The organism is Pseudomonas alliivorans (genome assembly GCF_017826695.1).
Lineage (GTDB): Bacteria > Pseudomonadota > Gammaproteobacteria > Pseudomonadales > Pseudomonadaceae > Aquipseudomonas > Aquipseudomonas alliivorans.
This window is the reverse complement of the sequence record NZ_JAFFZW010000001.1, coordinates 1,009,758-1,035,422: the sequence shown is the minus strand read 5'-3', so window position 1 is coordinate 1,035,422 and position 25,665 is coordinate 1,009,758. Positions and strand designations below refer to the sequence as shown.

Genomic DNA, 25,665 nt, shown 5'->3' with positions numbered 1-25,665 from the left:
CTCCGCCAGACAGTGCTGCGCAGCGTGCTTCCTGACTGAGCCAAGACATGTCCAAGCCACCCGCACTCCGTCGACGACGATCATTGACGGTCTTTCTGCTGGGGCTGTTCACCAGCCTTTTCGCCACGGGCGAGGAACACTTCATCATCGGCGTCGACGCGCAACTGATGAGCAGCGACCGCCTGCCGACGCAGGCCCTCGAGTTGCTGGAGCGCGCAGGCGTCAATTCGGTTCGCGACAGCGCGTACTGGACCCAGGTCGAACCCCGACGCGGCTTTCTGCGCATCAATCCCGTCTGGCAGGCGTATCTGGACGGGGTTCGCGAGCATCGTCTGAGGCCGCTGCTGGTGCTGGGTTACGGCAGCCCGTTTTATGACAACCACGCCAAACCGCGTCACCCAGTCGTGCGCCAGGCATTCGGCAACTACGTGAGTTTCATCACACAGGAACTGGCCAACCGGATCGATCTTTACGAAATCTGGAACGAGTGGGATCGGGAAAACCCGGTCGATGCCTGGGCGGCGAAGGACTACAGCACGCTGGTCGAAGAAACCGCGGCCCGCATCAGAACACAGAAAAAGCCGGTCACGATTCTGGCCGGCGCCGTCACCAGCCTGGGAATGGAGCTGGGGTTCGCCGAGCGACTGATCCAGAACGGTCTGCTCAATCAGGTGGACGGCCTGTCACTGCATCCCTACGTGCATTGCCGGACCGAGCAGCGCCACACACCCGAGCGCTGGATCGCGTGGCTGCGCTGGATCGATGCGGACCTGCGTGCGCTGGCGACCCGTCCGGTACCGCTGTATTTGACCGAGATGGGCTGGCCGACAGGCACCGGTGACTGCAGCGTCAGCGAACAGAACCAGGCCGCCTTTCTGGCGCGCAGCTTTTTTCTCGCCCGCACGCTGCCGGATATCAAGGGGCTTTGGTGGCACGGACTGATCGACAGCGGCACTGACAGTGAAGACCCGCAACAGAACTTCGGCCTGCTCAGGAAAGACCTGAGCACCAAGCCTGCCTACGCGACGCTCAATGCCATCAGCAGGACCTTGCTGGATTACCAGTACGACGTCGAGAGAAGCCAGGAAATGGATTCGACTTACCTGCTCAGGTTCTCCCGCGGCCAGGAGCAGATTCTGGTGGCGTGGACCACCGGTGTGCCACACCTGACCCATGTCGAAGCGAGCAGCGTGCAGCGCGGTAACGTGGAAATTATCGACAGCGGCCAGCCGGAAAAGGGCCGCTTCGAGACCGATACACCCTGGAACTGCACCGACGCCCGCTGTTCGGCCCAGATCCGGATTGACGAATTTCCGAAAATCATCAGCCTGGGCATGAGGCCCGTGCTGTTCGCCCAACAAGAACGGGATCGAAGGTCGCAAACCCTTCAAAAAAGCACCCGCATCCACCCTACATCACCATGACCTTGCAGGATGCTTGAGATGATCTTTATCAATTCACGGTTTCTCACCCAGGACGTCAGTGGCGTTCAGCGTTATGCCGAGCAGATCTGCATGGCGCTGAAAAGGCTGCGCAACGATCTGGTATTCGTCGCGCCTCACGGCATCAAACTGCACGAAAGTGCCAAAGCGCTGAACGTACAGTGCATCGGTCATAACAAGGGTCATCTCTGGGAACAGATTGACTTGCCCCTGTACCTGCGGCGGCAGAAAAATCCGCTGCTGATCTCCATCAGCAGCACCGGCCCGATGTTTTACCGCAACCAGATCGCCACTCATCACGACATCAATTACGTACGCTTTCCACAGAGCTATACCCGGCTGTTCCGCCTGGCCTACCGCACCATCACACCGATCCTGCTGTCGCGCATCAAAACCCTGGTGACCAGCAGCACCTTCTCCAGAGGCGAGATAGCGCAGTTCTACGGTTTTCCCGAAGCCAGGGTGCTGGTCGTGCCGGCTGCGGTGAGCGACAGCTTCCGTCCTCGCCCGGTGCAGTCCGATACACCGAAATACCTGCTGGCTGTGTCCTCACCCGCTGCGCACAAGAACTTCAACCGTATGATCCAGGCGTTTCTGAGCTTGCGGGATCACAACGATCTGCAACTGCACATTGTGGGCGCCGCCACTGGCATCTTCGCCGATCCGAACCTGCAGCGCCTGGCCTGTCGTGATCCGCGCATTCGTTTTCTGGGACGGCTCAGCGATGCCGAGCTGATCGAGCAGTATCAGGGCGCGACCGCATTTGTGTTTCCGTCCCTGTACGAAGGGTTCGGCATACCGCCGCTGGAAGCCCAGGCGTGCGGCTGCCCGGTGCTGGCCGCCAATGCTGCCTCGATTCCGGAAGTACTGCAGGCCAGTGCCCTGTATTTCGATCCGCTTGACGTCGGCCACATGGCAGCGGCCATGCACCGGGTGCTGGTCGATGCCCCGTTGCGCGACGCCTTGCGCCTGCACGGGCTGAACAATGTGAAACGCTTTTCCTGGGAGTTGTCCGCACACCGCCTTTCCCAGCGCATCGATGCCTTGCTGGGGCCGGAACCGGCGCTGCTCGGCAAACAGCGCATCAGCCCCGAATCCTCTTCAAGCAAACCCTGAATCAATAACAGCAACGTCAAGACGCGCCCTGTCGCGCCTGCAGTAGAGCGAGCGAATACAGCAAGGAATCTCCATGAGAATTGCGATCGTCCACGACTGGCTGGTGACCTATGCCGGTGCCGAGCGTGTGCTGGCTTCACTGATCAATATCTGGCCCCAGGCCGACCTGTTTGCCGTGATCGACTTTCTGAACGATGAGGACCGTGCCCATTTGCACGGCAAGGTGGCCACCACCACATTCATCCAGAACCTGCCAAACGCCAGAAACCGCTACCAGCGCTACCTGCCCCTGATGCCGCTGGCTATCGAACAACTGGATCTGTCCGGTTACGACCTGATCATCAGCAGCAGTCATGCCGTGGCCAAGGGCGTGCTGAGTGGCCCGGATCAACTGCACGTCAGCTACATCCATTCACCGATCCGTTATGCCTGGGACCTGCAACACCAATACCTGCGCGAAGCGGGCCTGAACACCGGCATCAAAGGCCGGCTGGCGCGACTGGTGCTGCATTACATCCGCCTGTGGGACCAGCGCACCTCGGCCGGTGTGGATGCCTTCATCGCCAACTCAGGGTTTATCGCCGCGCGCATCTGCAAGGCCTATCGGCGCGAATCGACGGTCATTTACCCGCCGGTCGATACGCTCGGCTTCACCGCTAACGGTACACGCGAGAACTTCTATTTCACCGCCTCGCGCATGGTCCCCTACAAGCGCATGCCGATGATTGTCGAAGCCTTCGCTGCCATGCCGGACAAGCGTCTGATCATGATCGGCGACGGTCCTGACCTGGCCAAGGCGCAGGCCATCGCAAGCCGGGCGCCCAACATCACACTGATGGGTTTCCAGCCGGCAAGCGTCCTGATCGAGCACATGCGCACCGCCAGAGCATTCGTGTTCGCTGCCGAAGAGGATTTCGGCATCAGCCCGGTGGAAGCCCAGGCCTGCGGCACACCAGTGATCGCTTTCGGCAAGGGTGGCGTGCTGGAGACCGTGCGCGGGCTGGATCATCCACACCCTACCGGGGTGTTCTATCCGCAGCAGACCGTTGAATCACTGATCGCAGCGGTCAACGAGTTCGAAAGTGCGCAGGCGCGCATCACCGCGCAGGCCTGCCGCGCCAACGCCGAGCGGTTCTCGATTATCCGTTTCGAGCAGGAAATCAAAGCCTTTGTCGACAACCACCTGGCCACCGCACACCTGTCCCGCCTGCCCGCTCAGCCCTGGACACCCCAGACCTCGCAAAGCCTTGCCAGCGAGTTGCCGTCCCGAGTCGTTCCCATCAAATCCGTTTGAGCGAGCACCGTCATGCGCACCTCCGTTCGCGGCATTCTGCATGCCCATCAGTCAGCGCTGTCGGTCGCTCACCGTCTGCTGGACCTGGCGGTCATCGTACTGATCGGTTACTGGCAAAGCCGACTGGCAATGATCGACAGCACCGAGGCCTGGCTGCATATCATTCTGGCTGTGCTGGTGTTTCACTGGGTCGGCGAGTACCACCAGCTTTACGGCTCCTGGCGCGGCGAGCGAATCCTGCGCGAGCTGACCAAGGTATTCAATTACTGGGCGCTGACCTTCATCACGCTGCTGTCAGTGGATTACCTGCTGCTCGACCGGGACAACCTGCCGGATAACGGACAGATGACCTGGTTCGCGCTGGTGCTGGCGATCCTGTGTGGTTATCGCCTGCTGATCCGCCTGCTGCTGCACAGCCTGCGACGCCACGGTTTCAACACCCGGCGCGTGGCGATTGTCGGCACCGGTCAGGTCGGCGAGCGGCTGGCCGAGTCGATTTCCAGCGCGCCCTGGATGGGCCTGAATCTGCTGGGCTTCTACGACTCGAATCCGCAGCAGATGAACCTGAAGGCCACTGGCAGGCGTGTGCCGGTGCTCGGCGATCTCGAGCAACTGGTCGAGGACGCCCGTCAGGGCCGGATCGACAAGGTGTACATCACCCTGGCGTTCAGTGCCGAACCTCACCTGCGCGAACTGATCACCGGCCTCAGTGACACCACTGCCTCGGTGTACCTGATACCGGACGTGTTCATGTTCGAGTTGCTGCACGCGCGCAGCGAAAGTATCAACGGGCTGGCCAGCATCAGCATTTTCGACTCGCCCATGGATGGCGCGTGGAGCGTGGTCAAGCGCGTCGAAGACATCCTGCTGTCGAGCCTGATTCTGGTGTTGATCGCGATTCCACTGTTGCTGATTGCCCTGGCCATCAAGCTGACGTCTAAAGGTCCGGTACTGTTCCGTCAGCGCCGTTACGGGCTGGACGGTCGGCCGATCATGGTCTGGAAGTTTCGCAGCATGAACGTGCAGGAAAACGGCGATGTGGTGCGCCAGGCCACGCGCAACGACACACGGATCACGCCGCTGGGTGCGTTCCTGCGCCGCACGTCGCTGGACGAACTGCCCCAGTTCTTCAACGTGTTGCGTGGCGACATGTCCATCGTCGGCCCGCGTCCGCATGCCGTGGCTCACAACGAGCAATACCGCAAACAGGTCAGCGGCTACATGTTGCGCCACAAGGTCAAGCCGGGCATCACCGGCTGGGCGCAGATCAACGGCTGGCGTGGCGAGACCGACACGCTGGACAAGATGCGTAAACGGGTCGAGTTCGATCTGGAATACATCGAACACTGGTCGATCTGGCTGGACCTGAAAATCATTCTGCTGACGCTGTTCAAAGGCTTCTTCAACAAGAACGCCTTCTGACTTTCCATTGACTAGACGACGGCTCCGGCAGCCTTTGCCCGGAGGGAGGTATGTGCGCGCGCTAAAAACGATCACGACGTGGACCGGTGCTGCTGCCGGTAGTGGAAATGGACGTAACGAAATCATTCAGGTGCAAGGTGCACCGTCACGAAGGAACACTCCCATGAATCGAAGCCTGGCTGTCCTGCTACTCTCCTCCCTGATCCTGCAGGGGTGCGTATTCGCTCCCGGCCAACACATGACACCCGGCGATGTCACCACCAGCGACCCGGACGAACCCAAGGCGCAGCTGGTCGACATCAGCCCGAAGACCCTGCAGCAACAGCAGCAGAACACCGCGATGGACGCCAAGGCCTTGCCCGCCGAATTGCTGAACTACAAGACCCCGGAGTACGTCGTAGGGCCTGGCGACACATTGCTGGTGACGGTCTTCGAACACCCCGAGCTGACCGCGCCGGGCTCGCAGGACCAACTGGACGCCAACACCCGAGAGGTGCTGAGCGACGGTACGCTGTTTTTTCCGTATGTCGGCAGGATTCGCGCGGGCGGCAAGACCGTCAGCCAGATTCGTGAACAACTGCGCATGGGCCTTGCGCCGCAATACACTGAAGTCAAGGTCGACGTGAAGGTGCTGCGCTACAACAGTCAGCGCGTGCTGCTGTCCGGCTCGTTCAAAAGCCCTGGTCCGCAATCGATCACCAATATTCCGCTGAGCCTGGTGCAGGCCATCAGTGTCGCGGGCATCGACCTGACCGACGCCAACCTGGCAGGCCTGACGCTGCGCCGTGATGGTCGCGACTACATGATCGACATCGACTCGCTGAACCGCAAAGGCTCGCAACTGAGCAAGGTCTTCTTGAAGGACGGTGACTACCTGCACCTCAACAGCGCTTCCAAGAACAAGATCTACGTGTTGGGCGAAGTGCGTAATCCGCAGGTGATTTCCTTCGCCACCACCAACGTGACCCTGCTCGAAGCTCTGGGCAATTCCGGCGGTCTGAGTCCGGACAGCGCCGATGGCGATGCGGTCTATGTGATCCGCGGCGCAGAGAACTTCGCCAATGCATCGTCCACCGTGTATCACCTGAACGCCAAGAAGCCCACGGCCTACCTGCTGGCCGGACAGTTCGAACTCAAGGCTCAGGATGTGGTGTTCGTAGGCCCGGCCAACATCACCCGCTGGAGCCGCTTCATCAGCCAACTGCTCGGCTCGGCCAGCGTTGTGCAGACCGGGGCGGCCTTCCGTAACTGATCCGCTCGACGTTCGAACCTTGTACCCGCGACTTCGGTCGCGGTTTTTTTTGCCTGGGGTTTGGCAGAAGTGTTGCGGGCGCAACAGCAGTTCAACAGTTGGCCGGCTTTTCAGCAGCTATTGCAAGGTGCGCTTTGCACGGGAAAAAGGCCACAGCCCCAGTGTTTCAGAGGCATGAGCCGCTGCATGACGCTCTGGCACACAAGCTGCTTTACAGCCTTACGCTTATCGCAAGGAATTCCCGCATGCTCGTTGTGTCACTGTCAGGCAGTCCCTCCCCCAAATCCCGCTCAGGCGTTGTGCTGGCTCACGCTGGACGCTGGCTGCAAAGCCACGGTGTCGGCGTAACCACGCTACGTATTCGTGATTTCAATGCCGAAGATTTGCTGTTCGCGAAATTCGACAGCCCGCAAGTGCTGGAATTTGTCGAAGCGGTTCGGCAGGCCGACGGCCTGCTGATCGGAACGCCCGTCTACAAGGCCTCGTTTTCCGGCGCCTTGAAAACACTGCTCGACCTTTTGCCCGAGCGCGCCCTGCACGGCAAGGTGGTACTGCCACTGGCAACCGGCGGCAGCATTGCCCATATGCTGGCGGTGGATTACGCCTTGAAGCCTGTGCTGTCGGCGCTCAAATCCCAGGAAGTGCTGCACGGCATTTTTGCCATCGACACCCAGATCACCTATGGCGACAACGAGGAAGGTGGCACGCTCGACGAAATCCTCACCGAGCGGCTGAACGAAGGGCTTGAGCACTTTTACCTCAGCCTGCAGCACCGACTTCAGGCGCGACACAAGGCGGCAGGCGGGCATTTACAGTTAGCGTTGTGATCGGCTGAACCTGCTCCCGCAGCGAAACACAGGGCTGTGGGAGCCATCATGAGACGTCCCGGCCATCAATGCTCGATAATCAGCGGATACAGCGACGCCACCAGCAAGGCAGCCATCACACCGTTGAATATCCGCAATCCGACGGGATCACGCAGCACGTTGCGCAGCAGACTGCCGAATCCGGCCCAGATGCCGACGCTTGGCAGGTTGATCAAGGCAAACACGCCCGAGATGATCACCACATTGGTAAAGTAACCCTGCATTGGCGTGTAGGTGCTGATCGCGCCAATCGCCATGATCCAGGCCTTGGGGTTGACCCACTGGAAGAGCGCTGCGCCCATGAAGCTCATCGGCTCGCCACGACTTTCGCTGGAGTCGGAGGCCGGGCCGGCAGTGGCGATTTTCCAGGCCAGGTAAAGCAGATAGGCCGCGCCCACGTAACGCAACAGGGTGTAGAGCATCGGCCAGGCCTTGAACACACTGCCCAGACCAAACCCCACCGCCAGAACCAGAACGAAAAAACCGATGCTGATGCCCAGCATGTGCGGCAGCGTGCGGCCGAAACCGAAGTTGACGCCCGAAGCCAGCAACATCATGTTGTTGGGGCCGGGGGTCACCGACGTGACGAAGGCAAACGCGAAGGCCAGCAGTAAATCCAGAGAGAACGACATGAAGCGATCCAGGTGTCTGTGAAGCCGTGAGTCGGGTACTCACCCTATCGAAAGACCGACAGGAAACACATGGACAGTTAAGCGAAGTTTCTTACCATACAGTTCGAGCGAAAACCTCGTTCAAGCCTGACTGTTAACCTTGAGGATTCTGGCTCAATGTACCGCGATCAACGCTGATTTCACCCTGGTCGTCGAACTGGCGAACCTGCTGGATCTGCGGATCTGCAAGGAGTTGCGCCTTGCGGGCCTGATACTCCTCAAAGGACAGACCGCGACGATTGAGGTCTTCCATCGCCAGTTGATGGCTCTCTTCGACCGAGTAGGGACGCAACTCGACCGCATGATGAGTCGAGCAACCGGAGACCAGTGCGACGGTGAATGACAGAACAAGAGCAAGGGCAAATAAACGGTTCATGGCGGGCCTCCAGGCTGGCTTCATTTCGGGAATGAAGCAAGGTTACGCCCCGACCCTGCGTGGCAAAAATCAACAGCCGTGATAGTGGCTATCGACTTTCACGCCCCCTGTTCACGGGCATGCTCAATCAGCACCTCGCGCAGTGCCTGAGCCGCCGCCGACAGCTTGTGATCGGCCAGCATCATCAACCCGATACGCCGTTCGATACGCGGTTCCACCAGCGGTACGCAACGCGCACCAAGCTCCCGCATCTGTTCGATGCACAACGATGGCACCGCACTGACGCCCAGACCGTTGGCGACCATGCGCCCGATGGTCGAGAGTTGATGACTTTCAAAGGCCACCGACAGCTTGCCATGTTGCGACTCGATGGCGTGTTCCAGCAGCAGGCGTACGGCTGAAGGCCGCTGCAGGGCAATGAAGTCTTCGTTCAACAGCTCGGCCCAGGACACTTCCTCGCGCCCGGCCAGCGGCGATTGCTTGGAGACCACGGCCACGAATCGATCCATGTAGAACGGCGTGAACGACAGTGCGTTGCTTGATTCAGGCTCGAAACCGATGCCCAGCTCGACCCGCCGATGCCGCACCATTTCCAGGACCTGCTCGTTGACCACGTCATGCACCGCCACGTTGACCCGTGGGTAGCGCTCTCGAAAAGTCTTCAAGGCGCCGGGCAAAAGGTTGCCTGCAAACGATGGCATGGCGGCGATGGACACACGTCCCATCTGCAAGGTGAAACGCTGGCGCAGCAACTCCTCGGTATTGTCCCAGTCGGCCAGCAGCTGGCGTGCCAGTGGCAGCAGCGTCTCGCCCTCGGGCGTCAGGCTGACATTGCGCGTGGTGCGCGTGAGCAACTGGCCGCCAAGGTCCTCTTCCAGGCTTTTTATCGTCAGGCTCAGGGCCGGTTGTGACAGATTCAGCCGTTCGCCCGCCTGCGCAAAGCTGAGGTACTGCGCCACGGCCAGAAAAGCGCGGAGCTGCTTCACGTTCATATATTTATCTTTCTTATCAATCCATCAGAAAAACAAAATTAACAAATCATTGAAGCCGAGAGAAGATGCAGGCAACCCGATCCTCCGGCAGCACCTGCCGGTCACAACTATAAAAGGCGGATCATCATGGCTGGACTCGACAAGCGAGTGGCAACTTACGAAGAGGCCCTCGCCGGCCTGACCGACAACATGACCGTGCTCTGTGGCGGCTTTGGGCTGTGCGGCATCCCGGAAAATCTGATCGCGCAAATCAAGCGCATGGGCATCAAGGGCCTCACCGTCGTCTCCAACAACTGCGGCGTCGATGGCTTCGGTCTGGGCATCCTGCTCGAAGACCGCCAGATCAGAAAGATGATCTCGTCCTACGTAGGTGAAAACGCCCTGTTCGAACGCCAGTTGCTGAGCGGCGAACTGGAAGTCGAACTGACACCGCAAGGCACCCTCGCCGAAAAACTTCGTGCGGGCGGCGCAGGCATCCCGGCGTTCTACACCGCCACCGGCTACGGTACTCCCGTCGCTGAAGGCAAGGAGACCCGCCAGTTCAACGGCCGCAACGTGATTCTTGAAGAAGCCATCACCGGTGACTTCGCGTTGATCAAAGGCTGGAAGGCTGACCATTTCGGCAACGTGATCTATCGCCATACCGCGCAGAACTTCAACCCCGTGGTCGCCACAGCAGGCAGGATCACCGTGGTCGAAGTCGAGGAGATTGTCGAACCCGGCGTGCTGTTGCCGACCCAGATTCACACTCCCGGCATTTATGTCGACCGTGTGATCCAGGGCACTTTCGAAAAACGCATCGAGCAGCGCACCCTCAGAAAATCCTGAGGGCGACAGGCGCTTCACGAAGCAGGAATCGGCACACAACCACAAAGAGCATTCAGACCATGGCACTTTCCCGCGAACAAATGGCTCAGCGCGTCGCCCGCGAACTCAAGGACGGCTATTACGTGAATCTGGGGATCGGCATTCCAACGCTGGTCGCCAACTATGTCCCGACAGACATCGACGTCATGCTGCAATCGGAAAACGGCCTGCTGGGCATGGGTGAGTTTCCCACCGAAGACACCATCGACGCCGACATGATCAACGCCGGCAAGCAGACGGTCACCGCGCGTGTTGGCGCATCGATTTTCTCTTCGGCCGAATCCTTCGCCATGATCCGTGGCGGCCACGTGGACCTCACGGTGCTGGGCGCGTTCGAGGTGGACGTCGAGGGCAACATCGCCTCGTGGATGATTCCCGGCAAGCTGGTCAAGGGCATGGGCGGCGCAATGGACCTGGTGGCAGGCGCGGACAACATCATCGTGACCATGACCCATGCTTCCAAGGACGGCGAGTCCAAACTGCTGCCCCGCTGCAGCCTGCCACTCACCGGTGCGGGCTGCATCCGCAAGGTATTGACCGATCTGGCCTATCTTGAAATCGAAGACGGCGCATTCATCCTGCGCGAACGTGCGCCGGGGGTCAGCGTTGAAGAAATCATCGCCAAGACCGCTGGCAAGCTGATCGTACCGGACGATGTGGTCGAGATGACGTTCTGATCGAGCAACCTGACGCAAACCTGGTTTGAACGACTGCTCTTCAGACAACAATGTAACTTGCTGAATAAACGCAGTCTCCTGTGGGAGGCGACTTGCCGGCGATAGATTTTTTCAGGCGCTACCGCTGCGACTGAACTGACGTCATCGCCAGCAAGCCGCCTTCCACCGTCCGGAGTGTGCCAAAAGACACGCCGGAAACGCTCGCACACACGCTCCCAATAATAATGACAACAGGACGCCCAGATGGCCGCCAACCTCGAAGAAAGCCGCTCCGCCCGATTTGCCCTGCGCTGCGCTGCCTGGGCTGAACGCTGGTTCCCCGACTCATGGGTCTTCGCCGCCCTGGCAGTGGTGATTGTCACCGTAGCGACGCTGGCCATCGGTGCAAGACCAGCAGAAGCGGCCAAGGCCTTCGGTGACGGCTTCTGGAGCCTGATTCCGTTCACCATGCAGATGGCGTTCGTCGTGATCGGCGGTTACGTGGTGGCCAGTTCGCCGCCTGCGGTCAGGCTGATCGACCGACTGGCGCGTATTCCGCGCAATGGCCGCTCGGCGGTGGCCTGGGTCGCGCTGATTTCGATGCTCGCGTCGTTGCTCAACTGGGGGCTTTCCCTGGTGTTTGGCGGTCTGCTGGTACGCGCCCTCGCCCGCCGCACCGATCTGCGCATGGATTATCGAGCCGCCGGTGCAGCGGCCTATCTGGGGCTGGGCGCCGTCTGGGCGTTAGGGCTGTCGTCATCGGCGGCGCAATTGCAGGCCAACCCGGCCAGCCTGCCACCGTCGATCCTGGCGATCACGGGCGTTATCCCCTTCACCGAAACCATTTTCCTCTGGCAGTCCGGCGTGATGCTGGCGGCGCTGGTGGTCATTTCCCTGATCGTCGCCTATGCCACTGCGCCCGGCCCGAACAGCGCTCGAGATGCGAAAGACTGCGGCGTGGACCCGGCCTTCAACCTGCCACCGCTGCCTGTCCGTTCGCGGCCCGGTGAATGGCTGGAATACAGTCCCCTGCTGATCATTCTGATGGTGTTGTTAGGTGCGGGCTGGCTGTTCAACGAGTTCTCGACCAAACCGGCGATCACTGCGATTTCCGGGCTGAACACCTATAACTTCCTGTTCATCATGCTGGGCGCACTGCTGCACTGGCGGCCACGCAGTTTTCTGGATGCCGTGGCGCGGGCAGTACCGACCACCACCGGGGTGCTGATCCAGTTTCCGCTTTACGGCTCGATTGCCGCGCTGCTGACCACGGTCAAGGGCGGCGACGCGCAGACCCTGGCGCATTACATTTCGACGTTCTTCACCAGCATCGCCTCCCACGACACCTATGCGGTGCTGATGGGCGTGTACTCGGCGGTGCTCGGTTTCTTCATCCCGTCGGGCGGCGGCAAGTGGATCATCGAAGCACCTTATGTGATGCAGGTCGCCAATGAACTCCAGTATCACCTGGGCTGGGCGGTGCAGATCTACAACGCCGCCGAAGCCTTGCCAAACCTGATCAACCCGTTCTACATGCTGCCGCTGCTGGGTGTTCTGGGCCTCAAGGCGCGCGATCTGATCGGTTTTTCGTTCGTGCAGTTGCTGGTTCACGCGCCGCTGGTGCTGTTCCTGCTATGGGCACTGGGCACGACACTGACCTACACCCCACCTGTCATGCCCTGACAGCAGACCGGCCGACTCACGCGTACTCGTCGCCGTAGTCGGCCGCTGCAACCTGCGCCAGCAGGGTGCGCAGTTCCAGTGCCAGTTCAGGCCCCAGCGCGGTTTCATAGGAGCGCTGGGCCTGTTCCCACAATGCCTGGGATTCCAGCAGTTTCTCGACACCAGCCTGCGTCAGGCGCACCAGGCGACTGCGTTTGTCGTTCGGGTCGACGTCCACCGACAACAACCCTTCACGTTCCAGCGGCTTGAGATTCTGCGCCAGCGCCGAGCGATCGATAACCAGAATCGTCGCCAGTTCGGTCATGGTCGGCGCCTGATTGCGGGCGATCTGCATCAGGATCGAACGTTGCGTCGAACGCAGGCCGCACGGCGCCATGACGGCGTCGTATAGCTGGCAGATGCGTCGGCTCGCCCTGCGCAGACTGGTGGCGTGGCAAATCACCTGCGCGGGAACATCCAGGCCTTCCGGAATGCGCACCGTGCCGTTCGGAGTCAGGTCGTGATTCATAAGGGCTCCCGTGTCTGGAGCCCAATGCTGGCATATCCCCGCAAATTGAAACAGCACCTTGGGTCGCATTCCCTGTTTCAACTGCTTTACGCAGTGCTGCGCGGTGTCAGGCTGCCCGGCATCAAAATGAATAGTCGCGCTCGACCTTGCACACCCGCGTCGTGAACGACTGGTACCAGTACGCCCGGCCCTGTTCACGAACCTCGGTATGCTCGGCATGAGCCTTCCAGGCCCGAATCGCGGCCTCATCGGACCAGTACGACACGGTAATGCCCAGACCGGTTTCGTCACGCGCCGACTCCACCCCGAGAAATCCAGGCTGCTGCCGGGCCAGTTCGACCATGCGTTGCGCGGCTGAGTTGTAATCCTGCCCGTCATCAGCACTGCGCAGTGATGTAAACACCACCGCGTAATAAGGCGTGGGAAAACGCGAGGCGATCATCGGGCGTCACCGCTGCACGCCTGAACGAACGCCTTGGCCAGCGCGGGCGTGCTGCCCAGTAACGCGGCACGCTCAGGCTGAAACAACGTGGCGACGAAAAACGGATGACCTTCCAGTTCCATGCTGCGCACTTCACCTTCGGGACCTCGTCCGCTGATTTTCATTGCCGCGCCGAAAACCTGCTGTTCCAGCTCACGCACCAGACCGTAACGACAGTGATAACGCTCCTCGATCTCCAGCCTGCCGTAGGCCCGGGCAATCAAGGTGTCCGGCACCAGATGAATCGTCGACAGTGCATCGACGAGAGAACAGCTCAGCGGCGCAATGATCGCGTTCGGGGCGTCCGGGGCTGATTCAGCGTGCTCGGCATCGCTCCAGCCCAGGTCGTTACGGGCGAACTCCAGCAACGCATGCTGAAATCCGCCACAGGTACCGAGAAACGGAATGTGCTGCTCGCGCGCCAGACGAATCGCTGTCATCGCGCCCTGCATGTCCTGATAGGGACTGCCCGGCACACACCACAGGCCATCGAAGGCCGTCAGCCGGACTCCCTCTCCGATTTCAGGCGTTGGCAACCACTGCGCCTCGACTTTCAACTGCAACGCGTCACCTGCCATCTGCAAGGCCTGCGGTATTGCCTGATGCGCCGCGAACTGCGTATTGAAATCCCCTACCAGACCGATTCGCACGGTTTTGCCTGCCCCGCTCATTGCGTCCATGCCCTGCTCCCTGATTGATGTCATGCGTGATGGGCCGGACTATAGACAGGCAGCAGCGCAAGCAGAATGGGCGATCAGGCAAGCCATCCGTGCAGCCACGCACGACCGCTCAACTGTGAACAGGCGTCAGTACAGGCTTGCCGGCAAAGAAGGCCAGCAGGTTGTCATTGACCATCTGCACACTGTCTTTCGATGCCTCGGGCGACAGGCCTGCCACGTGTGGCGTCAACACCACATTGCCCAGGGTCTTGAACACGTCAGGTACGCTGGGCTCATCGTCGAACACATCCAGTGCCGCTCCGGCAATCTTCTGCGCTTGCAATGCGGCGACCAGAGCGTCTGTGTCGACGACACTGGCGCGGGCGATGTTGACCAGAAACCCGTCGCCCCCCAATGCCGCGAGCACCGAGGCGTTTACCAGATGATGGGTGCTGCTGCCGCCCGGCGTGGCAATGACCAGAAAGTCCGACGCTTCGGCCAGCGACTGCACGGAGGCGTGCCAGGTGTAATCGCAGTCGGAGCGTGCCTTGCGATTGTGATAACCGATGCTGATATCGAAAGCCGCCGCGCGCCGGGCAATCGCCAACCCGACCGCGCCCAGCCCGATGATGCCCAGACGCTTGCCCGCCAGCGACGGACGCACCGCCTTGCGCCACTCGCTGCGCCGCACCGAGGCGTCAGCCTGAGGAATGTCACGTACCAGTGAAAGCAGCAGTGCAAGCGCATGATCGGCCACGGTGCAAGCATTGACCCCCGCACCATTGGTGACAGTAATGCCACGTGCTTCGGCCGCTGGCAGGTCGACCTTTTCATACCCCGCCCCGCTTACGCAGATGATGCGCAGGTTGGGCAAGGCGTCCATCTCTTCGGCGAAGAAACCCAGCGGGCCACGGGTCACGACCGCGCTGATGGCCGCCCCATGTGCGGCAATCGCTTCGGCACGCTGCGCGGCTGTGGGTGCGCGAATCAGCTCGAAACCACTGTGTTCCAGAATCGGCAGATAGGTATCCAGATTTTCGACCAGCACCAATACCGTTGTCATGCCCACTCCTGCCTGATGATCAAAAACCTGACAGTAACCCGAGTCGACGCGCTTGGGCAGAGGCATTCGCCGAATGAACAGCCTGCGTTCATACAGCCGTCTCATTCGTCGCCCAGACTGTGCGCCAGCCCTCGGGGCCATGCGGCTGCGGCGTTGCGCTATCGTTGTGTGCCGTAAATGACATTCAGGACGACATCACGCAACCGGGAACGACACTGCACTTGCCGTATCGAAAGCGATGTTGTTAATGCTTCAGGGTGCGTCTCCGTCGAACTGTACGAGGCGATCAACTGTTTTCTCCATTCAAGGAATCATCGGCCCATGCAAGGATTTTCCTCTTTCCGGTTCACCAGAACGCCCTTGGCTCGACTGCTGGCGGCGACCGCCATCGCAGGTGTGATGCTGTCGTCAGGCACAGCATCGGCCGCAGATGCACCGGGTAAAGTATTGAGCGAAAAACTGGGATTGCCATGGCCTGCGGTGGTCGCTCACCGGGGCGCCTCGTTCGACGCCCCGGAAGAAACCATCCCGGCCTATACCCTGGCTCGCGATCTGGGCGCGGACTATCTGGAGATGGATATCCAGCGCACCAAGGACGGCGTGCTGATCGCCCTGCATGACGATGTGCTGGAGCGCACCACCAACATTGCCGAGGTTTTTCCGAGCCGTGCCAAGGACCCGGTCAGCACGTTCACGCTGGCCGAGCTCAAGCAACTGGATGCCGGTTCGTGGTTCAACAAAGCCTACCCGGACCGCGCCCGTGACAGCTACGCCGGTCTGCAGATTCTGACGCTGGATGAGGTGATTGATATTGCCGAAGGCGGCGCGAACAAGCCGGGGCTGTACATTGAAACCAAGGTGCCGTCGCAGTTTCCCGGTGTCGAAGCCGACCTGAAGAAAGTCCTGGCCAAGCGCGGCTGGCTGGCGCAACGCCCTGCTGCAGCGCCGGGCCATGTGAACGTCGCGCACATGCCGGGCCGTGTGGTGTTGCAGACCTTTGAGAAACAGAGCCTGGAGCTGCTGCAGAAAGAAATGCCGAAAGTGCCGAAAGTCATGCTGCTGTGGATCGGCAAAGGCTCCATCGAACCCAAGTCCGATGTGGCGTTCAAGGATTCAGGCATGAAGGACAAATCCAGCTATTACGCGAGCCAGGAGGTCAAGTCGCCGGAAGAGTTCGAGAACTGGATCAACTGGGCCAAGGCCCACGGCGCCATCGGCACCGGCCCGTCGTCACAACTGGCCAAGGGCGGCGACCAGAGTTACATGGATCTGGTCAAACCCTGGATGAACAACCTGACTCACGAGAAAGGCATGGTCATCCATCCGTATACCGTGGATGACCCGGCGGACTTCAAGCGCATCAGCCAGGATGGTGCAGACGGCTTCTTCACCAATCGCACCGCCGAGCTGCTGAAGTACTATGGCCGTCCGGCCAAGGAAAGCATTGACACGATCCTCAAGCGCAACGGCTACTGAGGGCGTGACAGACCGGCTGACGGTGTCAGGGGGCACTGTCAGCCGGTTGTCGATCAGAAGTCGATGGTGCCCGACACTTTCAAGGTGCGTGGCTCACCCTGAGTCAGGTAACCGCCGTTGGTGGACGCCCAATAATCCTTGTTCATCAGGTTTTCGACGTTGGCGCGCAGGGTGATGTCTTTCTGCGCCACGTTGAAGGTGTAACGTGCGCCCAGGTCGAAGCGGTTCCAGGTCGGGATGCTCAAGGTATTCGACGCGTTCAGGTACTGGCCTCCGGTGCGCAGCATGCGTGCGTTGATTGCCGCGCCTTCAATGCCGGGAATGTCCCAGTCTGCCCCGGCGTTGAACTGGAAGGTCGGTACGCCCACGGCATCGTTGCCATCGTTGCTGCCGCCCGCAGTGCCGCTCAGCTCAGTGTCCATCAGAGTCAGACCGGCCAAAAGACGCAGTCCGCTGACAGGCTCACCGAATACATTCATTTCCACGCCCTTGTTACGCTGCTCGCCATCGCGGACATAGCGGGTCCCGCTACCGTCCTGAACTTGATAACCGTCGGCCGGCTGCTCGATACGGTACACACCCAGGCTCGCGCCGAAAGTGCCCATGTCGAGCTTCACGCCGGCCTCGACCTGCTTGGAACGCGCAGGCGGGAAGATCTCGCCGGGGTTGATCGTCACCGTACCCGGCGCGGTCGGCCCTTGGGCCAGGCCCTCGATACGGTTGGCATAGAACGAAACGTAGCGCCACGGTTTGAACACGACACCGTAGATCGGTGTGGTGATTGCTTCGTCATACAGCGATGTGCGCGGACCGCTGCCGTAGGCATAACCCTGGACTCGCAGTTGCTGACGACGCAGACCTGCGGTCACCAGCAGGCGGTCGTCGAAGAAGCCCAGGGTGTCGGAGAATGCCGCGCTGCGCATGCGGCTCTTGCCGGTGATGCCGGGATCGTTCAAGTCGCCGGCGGTGATGCCGTTGAGAGCAGGACGCTCGGTCGACACCGGGTCGTAAAGGTTGCTGCCGGCGCGGCTGCCGCCGAACAGGTACGCATTGCGTTGTTCGGTCCAGATCCCTGACAGTCCGAAGTTGACCTTGTGGCTGACCGGACCGGTCTGCAGGTTGCCATTGATGCCCGCCATGGCGGTCTTGTTGTCTTCATCATGAGGGATGAAAGACGGCGTCGCCGTTATGTTTCCAGCTGCGTCGTTGATGGTCGGGGATCCATAGATACCGGTTTCGCGGGTGTGTTTGGCACCGGCAGCGGCATAGAGCATCCAGTCATCGTTGAGGTCGTATTCGACCCGGCTCATGCCGAAGGTGTCTTCGGTTTCGGTCCAGGTCCAGTTGGGCGCGTAGTTGGTATCGGCGTCAGGCGCGTGCGGTACGCTGGTCAGGCCGCTGCCCACGAACACGGTGTTGCGGCTCTGATTGATGCGCTGTTTCTGATAAGCGAAATCACCGGATATGCGGAAGTTATCGCCGCGATAATCCAGGCCCAGCGCGAACAGCTTGCTGCGGTGCTCTTCGTCATCGACGCCGGTTTCACCTTCGCGCTGGGCCAGGTTCAGGCGTGCGCCGAACCGGTTGTCCTCACCGAAGCGCTGCCCCAGATCCAGGTGCTCACCGACCCGACCGTCGCTGCTGATGTCGGTGGTGAAACGACGTGTCGGTGTGTCTTTCGCACGCTTGGGCTGCAGGTTCACGCCGCCGCCGATGCCGGAACCGGTTGGCGTCACGCCATTGATAAAGGCGTTAGGACCTTTGAATACTTCGACACGCTCCAGCGCGTCAGTCGAGATGATCTGCCGAGGCAGTACGCCGTAAAGGCCGTTGTAGGAGATGTCGTCAGTATTCAGCGCGAATCCACGGATCACAAACACCTGCGAGGCGTTGGCATAACCGGAGGACTGACGAACCGACGCGTCATTGAGCAGGACGTCGCCGATGTTTTCGGCCTGCTGGTCCTCGATCAACTGCTCGGTGTAGCTGGTCATGCTGAACGGCACATCCATAATGTCCGAACTGCCCAGTACACCCAGTTGCCCGCCGCGAGCCACCTGGCCACCGGCATAAACGGGCGGCAACGCTTGAGGGGCGACCTTGTCAGCGCTGATTGCGGTTTCGCCCAGCACCATGGGGCCGCCTGACGAGGCAGACGTGGCCGTAGCGGCCCAGGCGGGAAGACCAAAGGAGCAGCAAAACGCAATCAGCGTCAGGCGAAAAGGAAACGGCGAGGTGTGCATGGAGATGTCCTGCTGAACGATAAGGTGGGCTGGGCAGTGTCCTTCCATGAATGCGCCCTTGTTATGGGAATGCGAAATGCTATCAGGTGTTACTGGGAACGGTTATCGTTTATTTGTATGCAAGCGGCTACAACGCGGGTTTCACGACGAAAGGCGTGGCGGGAGCGGCCGTTCAGGCATGCCCACGCGGAGCATGGGCACGATCGATACGTCGGACCATTGTTGCGGATCAGTCAGTCGCTCGAGTTGCATCACCTTTTCAGAGCGCCAGATGGGATCAGGAAATGCCTTGAAACGCATGGTCACAACCTGAAACAGGACACTGGCGGCGACCTGATGCGTTGGGTGGTGTAAGCTCAGCCGCTGTTGGTTATCCCATCGAGAGGCCTATGCAGTCCAACTTCCGACGCTCGACCCTGGCGGCGCTCCGCGGTTTTGCCTTGCCGAGCGATGCAATCTCCATCGTCCCCTCTGCCGCCGACTATCGGCGCTGCCTGCTGGAAAGGATCGCTTCGGCGACCCGTCGCATCTATATCATCGCGCTGTACCTTCAGCAGGATGAAGCGGGCCAGGAAATCCTCGATGCCCTTTACGCCGCAAAAACCGCCCGCCCCGAGCTGGAAATGGTAGTGCTGGTGGACTGGTTCCGGGCGCAGCGCGGCCTGATCGGTGCCGGACGTCAGCCGGGCAATTCGACCTGGTATCAGGCGCAGAATCTGGAGCACGACCAGGAAGTGCCCATCTACGGCGTGCCGGTCCAGACCCGGGAATTGTTCGGCGTGCTGCACCTCAAGGGCAGTGTGATCGACGATTGCGTCATCTACAGTGGCGCCAGTATCAACAACGTGTACCTGCACAAGCTCGACAAGTATCGGCTGGACCGCTATCACCTGATCGAGAGCTCACCGCTGGCCGACAGCTTCGTGGATCTGGTACAGCGCGAAATACTGCCCTCACCGGCCGTGCATCGCCTGGACCTGCAGTCTCCGCCCAGTTCCCGCAGCCTGCGCGGCGAGATTCGCGCCTTTCGCAGCAACCTGAAGCGGACGGCCTACGACACCTCGGCGGGCGAAAGGGAAAACGGCGAATTTCGCGTCGTACCGCTGCTGGGCGTCGGTCCGCGCAACGGGCTGAATCGCGCCATCTGCGACCTGATCGCCTCCAGCAAGATCCAGCTGACGATCTGTACACCCTACTTCAATCTGCCGGTGGCCGTGACCCGCGAGATCAACCGGGCACTCAAACGCGGTGTGAACGTCGATATCATCATCGGCGACAAGACCGCCAACGACTTTTTCATCCACCCGGACGAACCGTTCAAGGTGATCTCAGCCCTGCCATACCTCTATGAGATCAGCCTCAGGCGTTTCACCCAGAAGCACCGCAAGGCCATCGCCCAGCACCGTTTGAACGTGCACCTGTGGAAGCATGGCGACAACACCTTCCACCTCAAGGGCATCTGGGTCGATCAGCGCTATACCCTGTTGACCGGCAACAACCTGAACCCGCGCGCATTCAACCTCGACCTGGAAAACGGTCTGCTGATCGATGATCCGCAAGGTCAGTGGACTGCGCCGCGAGAAGCAGAGATCGCCCACCTGATGCGCAACACCCAGCGCGTCAACCAATACGACGAGCTGGATACGCTGGCGAATTACCCGGAAGGGGTGCGCAAGTTTCTGCGCCGCGTGAGTCGTGTCAGGGTCGAGCGTCTGCTGTACCGGATTCTGTAGAAGACGCTGACGGTCGAGAACAGTGTTCGCGATAGGGTTCGCGAACACTGTTGCGATCATTCAACAAGCGCAATCAACTGCTGCCGCTGCGCATCGGTCAAAGTCGGACCGAACCCGGCGCCGACGTTTTCGGCCATGTAGCGCGGGTTCCCGGTTCCGGGAATCACACAGGTGACAGCGGGATTGGCCAGCAAAAACTTAAGCGCCAGTTGCGGCCAGCTGTTCACTTCGACCTGGGCAGCCCAGCCCGGCAAAGGCTTGTCCTTGAGGCGCGACAACAGTCCGCCGCCGCCAAACGGCCGGTTGCAGATCACGGCAACACCGCGCTCCTTGCACAGCGGCAGGATCCGTTTCTCGACGTCACGGTCGTCAAGCGCGTAATTGATCTGCAGAAAATCCAGTTGCTCGCTCTTGAGCACTGCTTCAACGTCCGCGTAAGCCGCCGAGGTGTAGTGGCTGATGCCGATGTAGCGAATGCGGCCTTGCTCCTTCCACTCGCGCAACGTTGGCAGATGGGTCTTCCAGTCCAGCAGATTGTGAATCTGCATCAGGTCGATCCGGTCGGTCTGCAGCAGTTTGAACGACTCTTCCATCTGCGCGATGCCTTCGTTGCGCCCGCGGGTCCAGACCTTGGTCGCCAGAAACGCCGGTGACCGCGGTTCATGGATCGACAGCAATTCTCCGGTGGTTTGCTCAGCGCGTCCGTACATGGGCGAGCTGTCGACCACACTGCCGCCTGCCGCGAACAGCGCGTCGAGAACAGGGCGCAATTGCTTGTAGGCCGGGCTGGAAGTGGCCACATCAAAGCCGCGATAAGTGCCCAGGCCAACGACAGGCAGCGGTTCGTTGCTGGAGGGAATCGCTCGAGTCTGCATGGTCTTGCCTCCGGGTTTCAGCTTTGTGGGAAGTGAGGAAGGGTCAGACGGCGATGGCAGCGTCGGCGGCTTATCGTCGCTGGCGGCTGTGTCGAACAGCAGTGCGGCGCTTACACCTGCCGCAAGAGTCAGCAGTCTTCTGCGGGTCAGGTGCTGGGGTGGCGTCATGACGTTCTCCTTATCTGTCCTGCATGTGCTTATGATTCTTCAGGCCTGCACTGCGCGGGCACACCCCGGGCGACCGATCACTGCGTGAAACCGCCCGTTCAAGGCCGTTTGGCCCCCAACTGCTTCCACATCTTTTGCGTGATTCTCTGCCGGTTACGGTAACCCTCCCACGGATCGCCTTTCAATTCACGCAGACGTTGCTCCAGATTGGTGATGTCCCACTGGGCCGATGACGTGAGGCCCGCCAGTTCATCGAGCGCTATCGGCACCGAGACGGGCAGCCCGGGCCGGGCACGAACCGAATATGCGGTGACCGTGCTGCCACCTCGGCTATTGCGCAAATAATCGACGAAGATGCGGCCGACGCGGTTTTTCGGGCCCATGGTGGCCGTAAAACGCTCGGGCAACTGCTGGGTCACAAACTCGGCAATGGCTTTGGCGAAGCCTTTGACCGTCTCCCAGTCGGCATGTCGGGCGAGCGGCACGATGATGTGCATGCCTTTGCCGCCGCTGGTTTTCAGAAAGGCCTCGAGTCCCAGTTCTTCAAGTACCGCCAACACCATTTGCGTGGCTTCGATCATGCTCCGCCAGGGCAAGGCCGGATCGGGGTCAAGGTCGAGCACCAAATGGTCAGGCGTTTCGATGCCGTTACTGGTCGCACCCCAGGTGTGAAACTCGATAGCCCCCATCTGCGCAGCACCGACCAGGGCCTGCACGGTGTCGATTTCCATCAGCGCGGCGTGGCCCGGATCGAGCTTGCGGTCAAGTTGCCGGATGTGGGGAATCGCCAGGCGCTCGGAGTGCTTCTGAAAGAACTGCTCGCCATCGACGCCCTCGGGGCAACGCAGCAGCGCGACGGGGCGATTGTTCAAATATGGCAGGATCCAGCCGGCGATCGACTCGTAAAACTGGGCCAGCTCGATCTTCTGCGTGCCGCTCTTGCTGTCAATCACCCGGTCCGAATGGCTGATACCGACCCCGGCTACATTGGCCTTGCCTCGTGCAGGCTTGCGCGCCACGGGTGCCTGCGCAGGTTTGGTTTTCGAGCCCTTGGCCACTTTTGGACGGCTGGCGACGTCTGCCGACTGAGGGTATTCGCGCGCCACCTCGCTGGCGAGTTTGTCGCTACGCAACCCTACAAAAGCCGCCTGACGCAGAATGCCTTCGCGCGTCCACTCCGCGAATTCCACCTCGCAGATCAATGTGGGCTCGACCCACTGCACACCGCGTCCTTGCATCGTGGTGAGTTTCTTGTCCAGTGGCGAGGTGTCACGCTCCAGCGGCTTTAACTGCTCGTGCAGTTGCTTGAGGGTCTGGCTGGTGAAACCGGTGCCGACCCGCCCGGCATAGACTAGGCCGTCGTCGTCATTGACCGCCAGCAGCAAGGCACCGAATGCCGAGCGACTGCCCTGCGGCGCGGTATAGCCGACGATCACGAATTCCTGACGCAGCCGGCATTTGAGCTTGATCCAGTCGGCGTTGCGTTTGCTGACATATGGGCTGCCGGCCCGTTTACCGATCACGCCCTCCAGCCCCATCGCGCTGGCGCTTTCGACGATGTCCTTGTGCCCCGAACGAAACGCATCGGAGAAACGCAGCAGACGGCTGCGCTGTTTGCCGAGCACCTGTTTGAGCGCATCGCGGCGCTGCTCGATGGGCACCTCGCGCAAGTCCTCGCCAGTCAGGTATGGCATGTCGAACAGGTAATAGAGGATGTCCTTGCTGCGACCGATCTCGAACGCATTCTGCAACGCCTGAAAATCCGGAAGTCCCTGTTCGTCAAGCACCACGACTTCGCCATCGAACCAGGTGTCCTGCAGTTTCAGCGCCTTGATCGCCTTGACCAGTTCAGGCAGCCGTTCGGTCCAATCGTGGCCATTGCGCGTGAACAGCCGCACGTCGTCGCCCTGAATACGCGTCATGATGCGATAGCCGTCGAACTTGATCTCATACAGCCACTCGCCTGCAGGCGGCGCGTCCACCAGTGTGGCGAGTTGCGGGGTGAGCAATTCCGGGAGCGCGCTCTTGGCTTTGGTGCGGGAAGAGGCGCGAGAAGGTTTTGCAGGCGCGGTAACGCTTCTGGTCTTCGCCGAGCGAGACTTGGCCTTCGACGCAGGAACCCGCCCGACACCGACGTGGGCACCGCTGATCACGCTCTGCGGCTGTTGCTCGGTGATGTCGTATTCATCGGCAGACCGGGCGACCGAATCCTTTTCCTTGATCAGCAGCCACTGCTCCTTGCTGCCGCTGCCCTTGAGCCGGGTACGCACCAGTGCCCAGTCACCGGTGAGCTTTTCGCCGACCAGCGTGAACTTGAGCTTTCCCTCGGCGTAGGTCTTGCGCGGGTCGCCATGCGGTTCCCAGACACCACGGTCCCAGACGATAACGTCGCCACCACCGTACTGCCCTTTGGGAATACTGCCTTCGAAACTGGCGTAACCCAACGGGTGATCCTCGACATGCACCGCCAGACGCTTCTGCGTCGGATCGAGGCTCGGCCCCTTGGGCACCGCCCAGCTTTTCAGCGTGCCATCCAGTTCGAGACGAAAGTCATAATGCAGGTGACTCGCGTCGTGTTTCTGGATGACGAAGCTCAACGCATGAGCCTTGGTTGTGCGCTTTTCACTGCCAGCCTCGGCAGGCTCCGAGGTGATGTCGAAGTTGCGTTTGCGCGTGTATTCGCTGACAGGCTTGGGCATGGTCAATGTCTCCGAACGGCTCAGGAGGCCTTGCTGGTTTTCTTGCGAGCCGGCGCACGGCGCTTGGCGGGTTCTTTGGTGGCGGGCGCTTTGGACTTGCCGCTGGCAGGTTTGCTCGCCTTGCTCTTGCCCGGGGTGCCCTTGCCCGCCAGGCTTCGACGCAACAGGTCGGTCAGATCAATGACATCGGCGCTCTTGCGTTCTTCCTCACCCGAATCGGTTTCAAGGTCCTGGATCTTGCCCTCTTTTGCCTTGGTTTCGACCAACTGCATGATCTTGTCCTGAAAGGTGTCGCGGTAGTCTTCCGGCGTCCATTCAGCGCTCATGTCCTTGACCAGGCGTTTGGCCATGTCGCGCTCGCTCTTGTTCAATTGCACGTCGGTGACCGCATCGCTCAGGTCCAGATCATCGAGTTCACGCACATCGGCGGGCCAGCGCAGGATCACCATCACCAGTGCCGAAGCCAGCGGCATGACGGCAGCCAGATGTTCCTTGGTGTGCAGTACCACATTGGCCAGCGCCACTTTTTTGGTGTCGTGCAGGGTCTCGCGCAGCAGAGCGTAGACTTTTTCGCCACGCTTGTCGGGAGTCAGAAAGTAAGGTGTGTCGATGTTTTGCAAAGGGATCTGCTGGCTATCGACAAAGCCGAAGATATCGATGGTTTGCGTGGACTTGGGATGCGCAGCGCGAATCTCCTGCTCGCTGAGCACCACATATCGGTCTTTTTCGTACTCGACGCCCTTGACGATGTTCTCGCTGGACACTTCCTTGCCGGTCACCTTGTTGATGCGCTTGTAACCCACCGGGTCCATGCTGCGTTTGTCGAGCCAGTCAAAATCGACGCCTTTCGATGATGTCGCCGAAATCAGTGCCACCGGTATATGCACCAGCCCGAAACTGATCGCGCCCTTCCAGATTGCCCTTGCCATTGCCTGACTCCCTCTGAACTTAGAAAGGTGACAGGTCGGAGTGGGCAAAGTTTCGGCTGGCGGACGAGCGCCAGAGGGATGCGGGTCAGGCATCTTGAGCAATAGCTTTTTGATATATAACTCAAGCGTCTAAAAATATGGATTAACGTTCTTTTACGGAATAAATCTGAGTGTCTATAAATGGCGTCACTTCG

At 60.3% G+C, this 25,665-nt stretch carries 22 protein-coding genes; 11 read left to right on the top strand and 11 right to left on the bottom strand.

Annotation, left to right across the window (positions count from 1 at the left end; translation table 11 throughout):
• Window positions 1-47: 47 nt before the first annotated feature.
• The 6 genes from JTJ32_RS04595 to ssuE all read left to right on the top strand — a co-directional run bounded on the left by JTJ32_RS04595 (window position 48) and on the right by ssuE (window position 7,353).
• On the top strand, window positions 48-1,424 hold the full coding sequence (locus tag JTJ32_RS04595) for a hypothetical protein (protein ID WP_236059158.1): 1,377 nt from the start codon (window positions 48-50) through the stop codon (window positions 1,422-1,424).
• An 18-nt stretch (window positions 1,425-1,442) separates the two neighbouring features.
• Window positions 1,443-2,558, top strand: a complete 1,116-nt coding sequence (locus tag JTJ32_RS04590) for a glycosyltransferase family 4 protein (RefSeq protein WP_210041076.1) — start codon at window positions 1,443-1,445, stop codon at window positions 2,556-2,558.
• Between the two features lie 73 nt (window positions 2,559-2,631).
• Window positions 2,632-3,852, top strand: a complete 1,221-nt coding sequence (locus JTJ32_RS04585; protein WP_099228499.1) for a glycosyltransferase family 4 protein — start codon at window positions 2,632-2,634, stop codon at window positions 3,850-3,852.
• Between the two features lie 12 nt (window positions 3,853-3,864).
• Window positions 3,865-5,274 carry an undecaprenyl-phosphate glucose phosphotransferase gene (locus JTJ32_RS04580; RefSeq protein ID WP_184320056.1) on the top strand — a complete coding sequence of 470 codons (1,410 nt, stop codon included), beginning with the start codon at window positions 3,865-3,867 and terminating at the stop codon, window positions 5,272-5,274.
• Between the two features lie 163 nt (window positions 5,275-5,437).
• Window positions 5,438-6,526 carry a polysaccharide biosynthesis/export family protein gene (locus JTJ32_RS04575; RefSeq protein ID WP_184320053.1) on the top strand — a complete coding sequence of 363 codons (1,089 nt, stop codon included), beginning with the start codon at window positions 5,438-5,440 and terminating at the stop codon, window positions 6,524-6,526.
• A gap of 245 nt (window positions 6,527-6,771) precedes the next feature.
• A complete protein-coding gene (gene ssuE / locus JTJ32_RS04570) occupies window positions 6,772-7,353 on the top strand; it encodes an NADPH-dependent FMN reductase (RefSeq protein ID WP_184320050.1) in 582 nt (193 codons plus the stop codon).
• 65 nt (window positions 7,354-7,418) lie between these two features.
• Here ssuE and JTJ32_RS04565 read toward each other — a convergent pair whose 3' ends face one another.
• From JTJ32_RS04565 to JTJ32_RS04555, 3 genes are all read right to left on the bottom strand, one after another.
• Window positions 7,419-8,024, bottom strand: a complete 606-nt coding sequence (locus JTJ32_RS04565) for a LysE family translocator (protein WP_210041074.1) — start codon at window positions 8,022-8,024, stop codon at window positions 7,419-7,421.
• Window positions 8,025-8,157: 133 nt separating this feature from the next.
• The gene (locus JTJ32_RS04560) at window positions 8,158-8,439 is read right to left on the bottom strand and encodes a hypothetical protein (RefSeq protein WP_099228494.1); all 282 of its coding nucleotides are present in this window, start codon (window positions 8,437-8,439) and stop codon (window positions 8,158-8,160) included.
• A 98-nt stretch (window positions 8,440-8,537) separates the two neighbouring features.
• Window positions 8,538-9,431 carry a LysR family transcriptional regulator gene (locus JTJ32_RS04555; RefSeq protein ID WP_210041072.1) on the bottom strand — a complete coding sequence of 298 codons (894 nt, stop codon included), beginning with the start codon at window positions 9,429-9,431 and terminating at the stop codon, window positions 8,538-8,540.
• 126 nt (window positions 9,432-9,557) lie between these two features.
• Here JTJ32_RS04555 and JTJ32_RS04550 point away from each other — a divergent pair, with 126 nt between their 5' ends.
• The 3 genes from JTJ32_RS04550 to JTJ32_RS04540 all read left to right on the top strand — a co-directional run bounded on the left by JTJ32_RS04550 (window position 9,558) and on the right by JTJ32_RS04540 (window position 12,637).
• Entirely contained in the window at window positions 9,558-10,259 is a 702-nt protein-coding gene (locus JTJ32_RS04550; protein WP_004887055.1) for a CoA transferase subunit A, read from the top strand.
• Window positions 10,260-10,318: 59 nt separating this feature from the next.
• On the top strand, window positions 10,319-10,975 hold the full coding sequence (locus tag JTJ32_RS04545; protein WP_099228492.1) for a CoA transferase subunit B: 657 nt from the start codon (window positions 10,319-10,321) through the stop codon (window positions 10,973-10,975).
• A 243-nt stretch (window positions 10,976-11,218) separates the two neighbouring features.
• Entirely contained in the window at window positions 11,219-12,637 is a 1,419-nt protein-coding gene (locus JTJ32_RS04540; protein ID WP_099228491.1) for a short-chain fatty acid transporter, read from the top strand.
• 16 nt (window positions 12,638-12,653) lie between these two features.
• Here the strand turns inward: JTJ32_RS04540 and JTJ32_RS04535 are convergent, their stop codons facing one another.
• The 4 genes from JTJ32_RS04535 to JTJ32_RS04520 form a co-directional block, all read right to left on the bottom strand.
• The gene (locus JTJ32_RS04535) at window positions 12,654-13,145 is read right to left on the bottom strand and encodes a MarR family winged helix-turn-helix transcriptional regulator (protein WP_099228490.1); all 492 of its coding nucleotides are present in this window, start codon (window positions 13,143-13,145) and stop codon (window positions 12,654-12,656) included.
• 121 nt (window positions 13,146-13,266) lie between these two features.
• The gene (locus JTJ32_RS04530) at window positions 13,267-13,587 is read right to left on the bottom strand and encodes an antibiotic biosynthesis monooxygenase family protein (RefSeq protein WP_210041070.1); all 321 of its coding nucleotides are present in this window, start codon (window positions 13,585-13,587) and stop codon (window positions 13,267-13,269) included.
• Entirely contained in the window at window positions 13,584-14,306 is a 723-nt protein-coding gene (locus JTJ32_RS04525) for a CTP synthase C-terminal region-related (seleno)protein (RefSeq protein WP_210041069.1), read from the bottom strand. The genes JTJ32_RS04530 and JTJ32_RS04525 overlap by 4 nt, the downstream gene beginning before the upstream one ends.
• 109 nt (window positions 14,307-14,415) lie before the next feature.
• Complete coding sequence (locus tag JTJ32_RS04520; protein ID WP_184320035.1) at window positions 14,416-15,348, bottom strand: 2-hydroxyacid dehydrogenase; 933 nt, start codon at window positions 15,346-15,348, stop codon at window positions 14,416-14,418.
• 321 nt (window positions 15,349-15,669) lie between these two features.
• Between JTJ32_RS04520 and JTJ32_RS04515 the strand changes: the two genes are divergently transcribed.
• Window positions 15,670-16,824, top strand: coding sequence for a glycerophosphodiester phosphodiesterase (locus tag JTJ32_RS04515; protein ID WP_210041068.1), 1,155 nt, complete (start codon window positions 15,670-15,672; stop codon window positions 16,822-16,824).
• Between the two features lie 53 nt (window positions 16,825-16,877).
• Here JTJ32_RS04515 and JTJ32_RS04510 read toward each other — a convergent pair whose 3' ends face one another.
• A complete protein-coding gene (locus JTJ32_RS04510) occupies window positions 16,878-19,067 on the bottom strand; it encodes a TonB-dependent receptor (RefSeq protein ID WP_210041067.1) in 2,190 nt (729 codons plus the stop codon).
• A gap of 389 nt (window positions 19,068-19,456) precedes the next feature.
• On the opposite strand from JTJ32_RS04510, the gene pssA reads away from it, so the two are divergent.
• Window positions 19,457-20,800, top strand: coding sequence for a CDP-diacylglycerol--serine O-phosphatidyltransferase (pssA, locus tag JTJ32_RS04505; protein ID WP_210041066.1), 1,344 nt, complete (start codon window positions 19,457-19,459; stop codon window positions 20,798-20,800).
• Window positions 20,801-20,856: 56 nt separating this feature from the next.
• Here pssA and JTJ32_RS04500 read toward each other — a convergent pair whose 3' ends face one another.
• The 3 genes from JTJ32_RS04500 to ku all read right to left on the bottom strand — a co-directional run bounded on the left by JTJ32_RS04500 (window position 20,857) and on the right by ku (window position 25,471).
• Window positions 20,857-21,843 carry an aldo/keto reductase gene (locus JTJ32_RS04500; RefSeq protein WP_210041064.1) on the bottom strand — a complete coding sequence of 329 codons (987 nt, stop codon included), beginning with the start codon at window positions 21,841-21,843 and terminating at the stop codon, window positions 20,857-20,859.
• A 98-nt stretch (window positions 21,844-21,941) separates the two neighbouring features.
• A complete protein-coding gene (gene ligD / locus JTJ32_RS04495) occupies window positions 21,942-24,542 on the bottom strand; it encodes a DNA ligase D (protein WP_210041062.1) in 2,601 nt (866 codons plus the stop codon).
• A 20-nt stretch (window positions 24,543-24,562) separates the two neighbouring features.
• Window positions 24,563-25,471: a non-homologous end joining protein Ku gene (gene ku, locus JTJ32_RS04490; protein WP_210041060.1), complete on the bottom strand. Its 909-nt coding sequence runs from the start codon at window positions 25,469-25,471 to the stop codon at window positions 24,563-24,565.
• Window positions 25,472-25,665 lie beyond the last annotated feature (194 nt).

Excerpts from the sequence above, each read along its gene's own strand:
- JTJ32_RS04560 (WP_099228494.1), bottom strand. The coding sequence starts at position 8,439 with ATGAACCGTTTATTTGCCCTTGCTCTTGTTCTGTCATTCACCGTCGCA.
- JTJ32_RS04500 (WP_210041064.1), bottom strand. The coding sequence starts at position 21,843 with ATGACGCCACCCCAGCACCTGACCCGCAGAAGACTGCTGACTCTTGCG.
- JTJ32_RS04510 (WP_210041067.1), bottom strand. The coding sequence starts at position 19,067 with ATGCACACCTCGCCGTTTCCTTTTCGCCTGACGCTGATTGCGTTTTGC.
- JTJ32_RS04565 (WP_210041074.1), bottom strand. The coding sequence starts at position 8,024 with ATGTCGTTCTCTCTGGATTTACTGCTGGCCTTCGCGTTTGCCTTCGTC.
- ligD (WP_210041062.1), bottom strand. The coding sequence starts at position 24,542 with ATGCCCAAGCCTGTCAGCGAATACACGCGCAAACGCAACTTCGACATC.
- ku (WP_210041060.1), bottom strand. The coding sequence starts at position 25,471 with ATGGCAAGGGCAATCTGGAAGGGCGCGATCAGTTTCGGGCTGGTGCAT.
- ssuE (WP_184320050.1), top strand. The coding sequence starts at position 6,772 with ATGCTCGTTGTGTCACTGTCAGGCAGTCCCTCCCCCAAATCCCGCTCA.
- JTJ32_RS04585 (WP_099228499.1), top strand. The coding sequence starts at position 2,632 with ATGAGAATTGCGATCGTCCACGACTGGCTGGTGACCTATGCCGGTGCC.
- JTJ32_RS04540 (WP_099228491.1), top strand. The coding sequence starts at position 11,219 with ATGGCCGCCAACCTCGAAGAAAGCCGCTCCGCCCGATTTGCCCTGCGC.
- JTJ32_RS04515 (WP_210041068.1), top strand. The coding sequence starts at position 15,670 with ATGCAAGGATTTTCCTCTTTCCGGTTCACCAGAACGCCCTTGGCTCGA.
- pssA (WP_210041066.1), top strand. The coding sequence starts at position 19,457 with ATGCAGTCCAACTTCCGACGCTCGACCCTGGCGGCGCTCCGCGGTTTT.
- JTJ32_RS04580 (WP_184320056.1), top strand. The coding sequence starts at position 3,865 with ATGCGCACCTCCGTTCGCGGCATTCTGCATGCCCATCAGTCAGCGCTG.
- JTJ32_RS04555 (WP_210041072.1), bottom strand. The coding sequence starts at position 9,431 with ATGAACGTGAAGCAGCTCCGCGCTTTTCTGGCCGTGGCGCAGTACCTC.
- JTJ32_RS04520 (WP_184320035.1), bottom strand. The coding sequence starts at position 15,348 with ATGACAACGGTATTGGTGCTGGTCGAAAATCTGGATACCTATCTGCCG.
- JTJ32_RS04545 (WP_099228492.1), top strand. The coding sequence starts at position 10,319 with ATGGCACTTTCCCGCGAACAAATGGCTCAGCGCGTCGCCCGCGAACTC.
- JTJ32_RS04525 (WP_210041069.1), bottom strand. The coding sequence starts at position 14,306 with ATGGACGCAATGAGCGGGGCAGGCAAAACCGTGCGAATCGGTCTGGTA.
- JTJ32_RS04590 (WP_210041076.1), top strand. The coding sequence starts at position 1,443 with ATGATCTTTATCAATTCACGGTTTCTCACCCAGGACGTCAGTGGCGTT.
- JTJ32_RS04550 (WP_004887055.1), top strand. The coding sequence starts at position 9,558 with ATGGCTGGACTCGACAAGCGAGTGGCAACTTACGAAGAGGCCCTCGCC.
- JTJ32_RS04595 (WP_236059158.1), top strand. The coding sequence starts at position 48 with ATGTCCAAGCCACCCGCACTCCGTCGACGACGATCATTGACGGTCTTT.
- JTJ32_RS04530 (WP_210041070.1), bottom strand. The coding sequence starts at position 13,587 with ATGATCGCCTCGCGTTTTCCCACGCCTTATTACGCGGTGGTGTTTACA.
- JTJ32_RS04535 (WP_099228490.1), bottom strand. The coding sequence starts at position 13,145 with ATGAATCACGACCTGACTCCGAACGGCACGGTGCGCATTCCGGAAGGC.
- JTJ32_RS04575 (WP_184320053.1), top strand. The coding sequence starts at position 5,438 with ATGAATCGAAGCCTGGCTGTCCTGCTACTCTCCTCCCTGATCCTGCAG.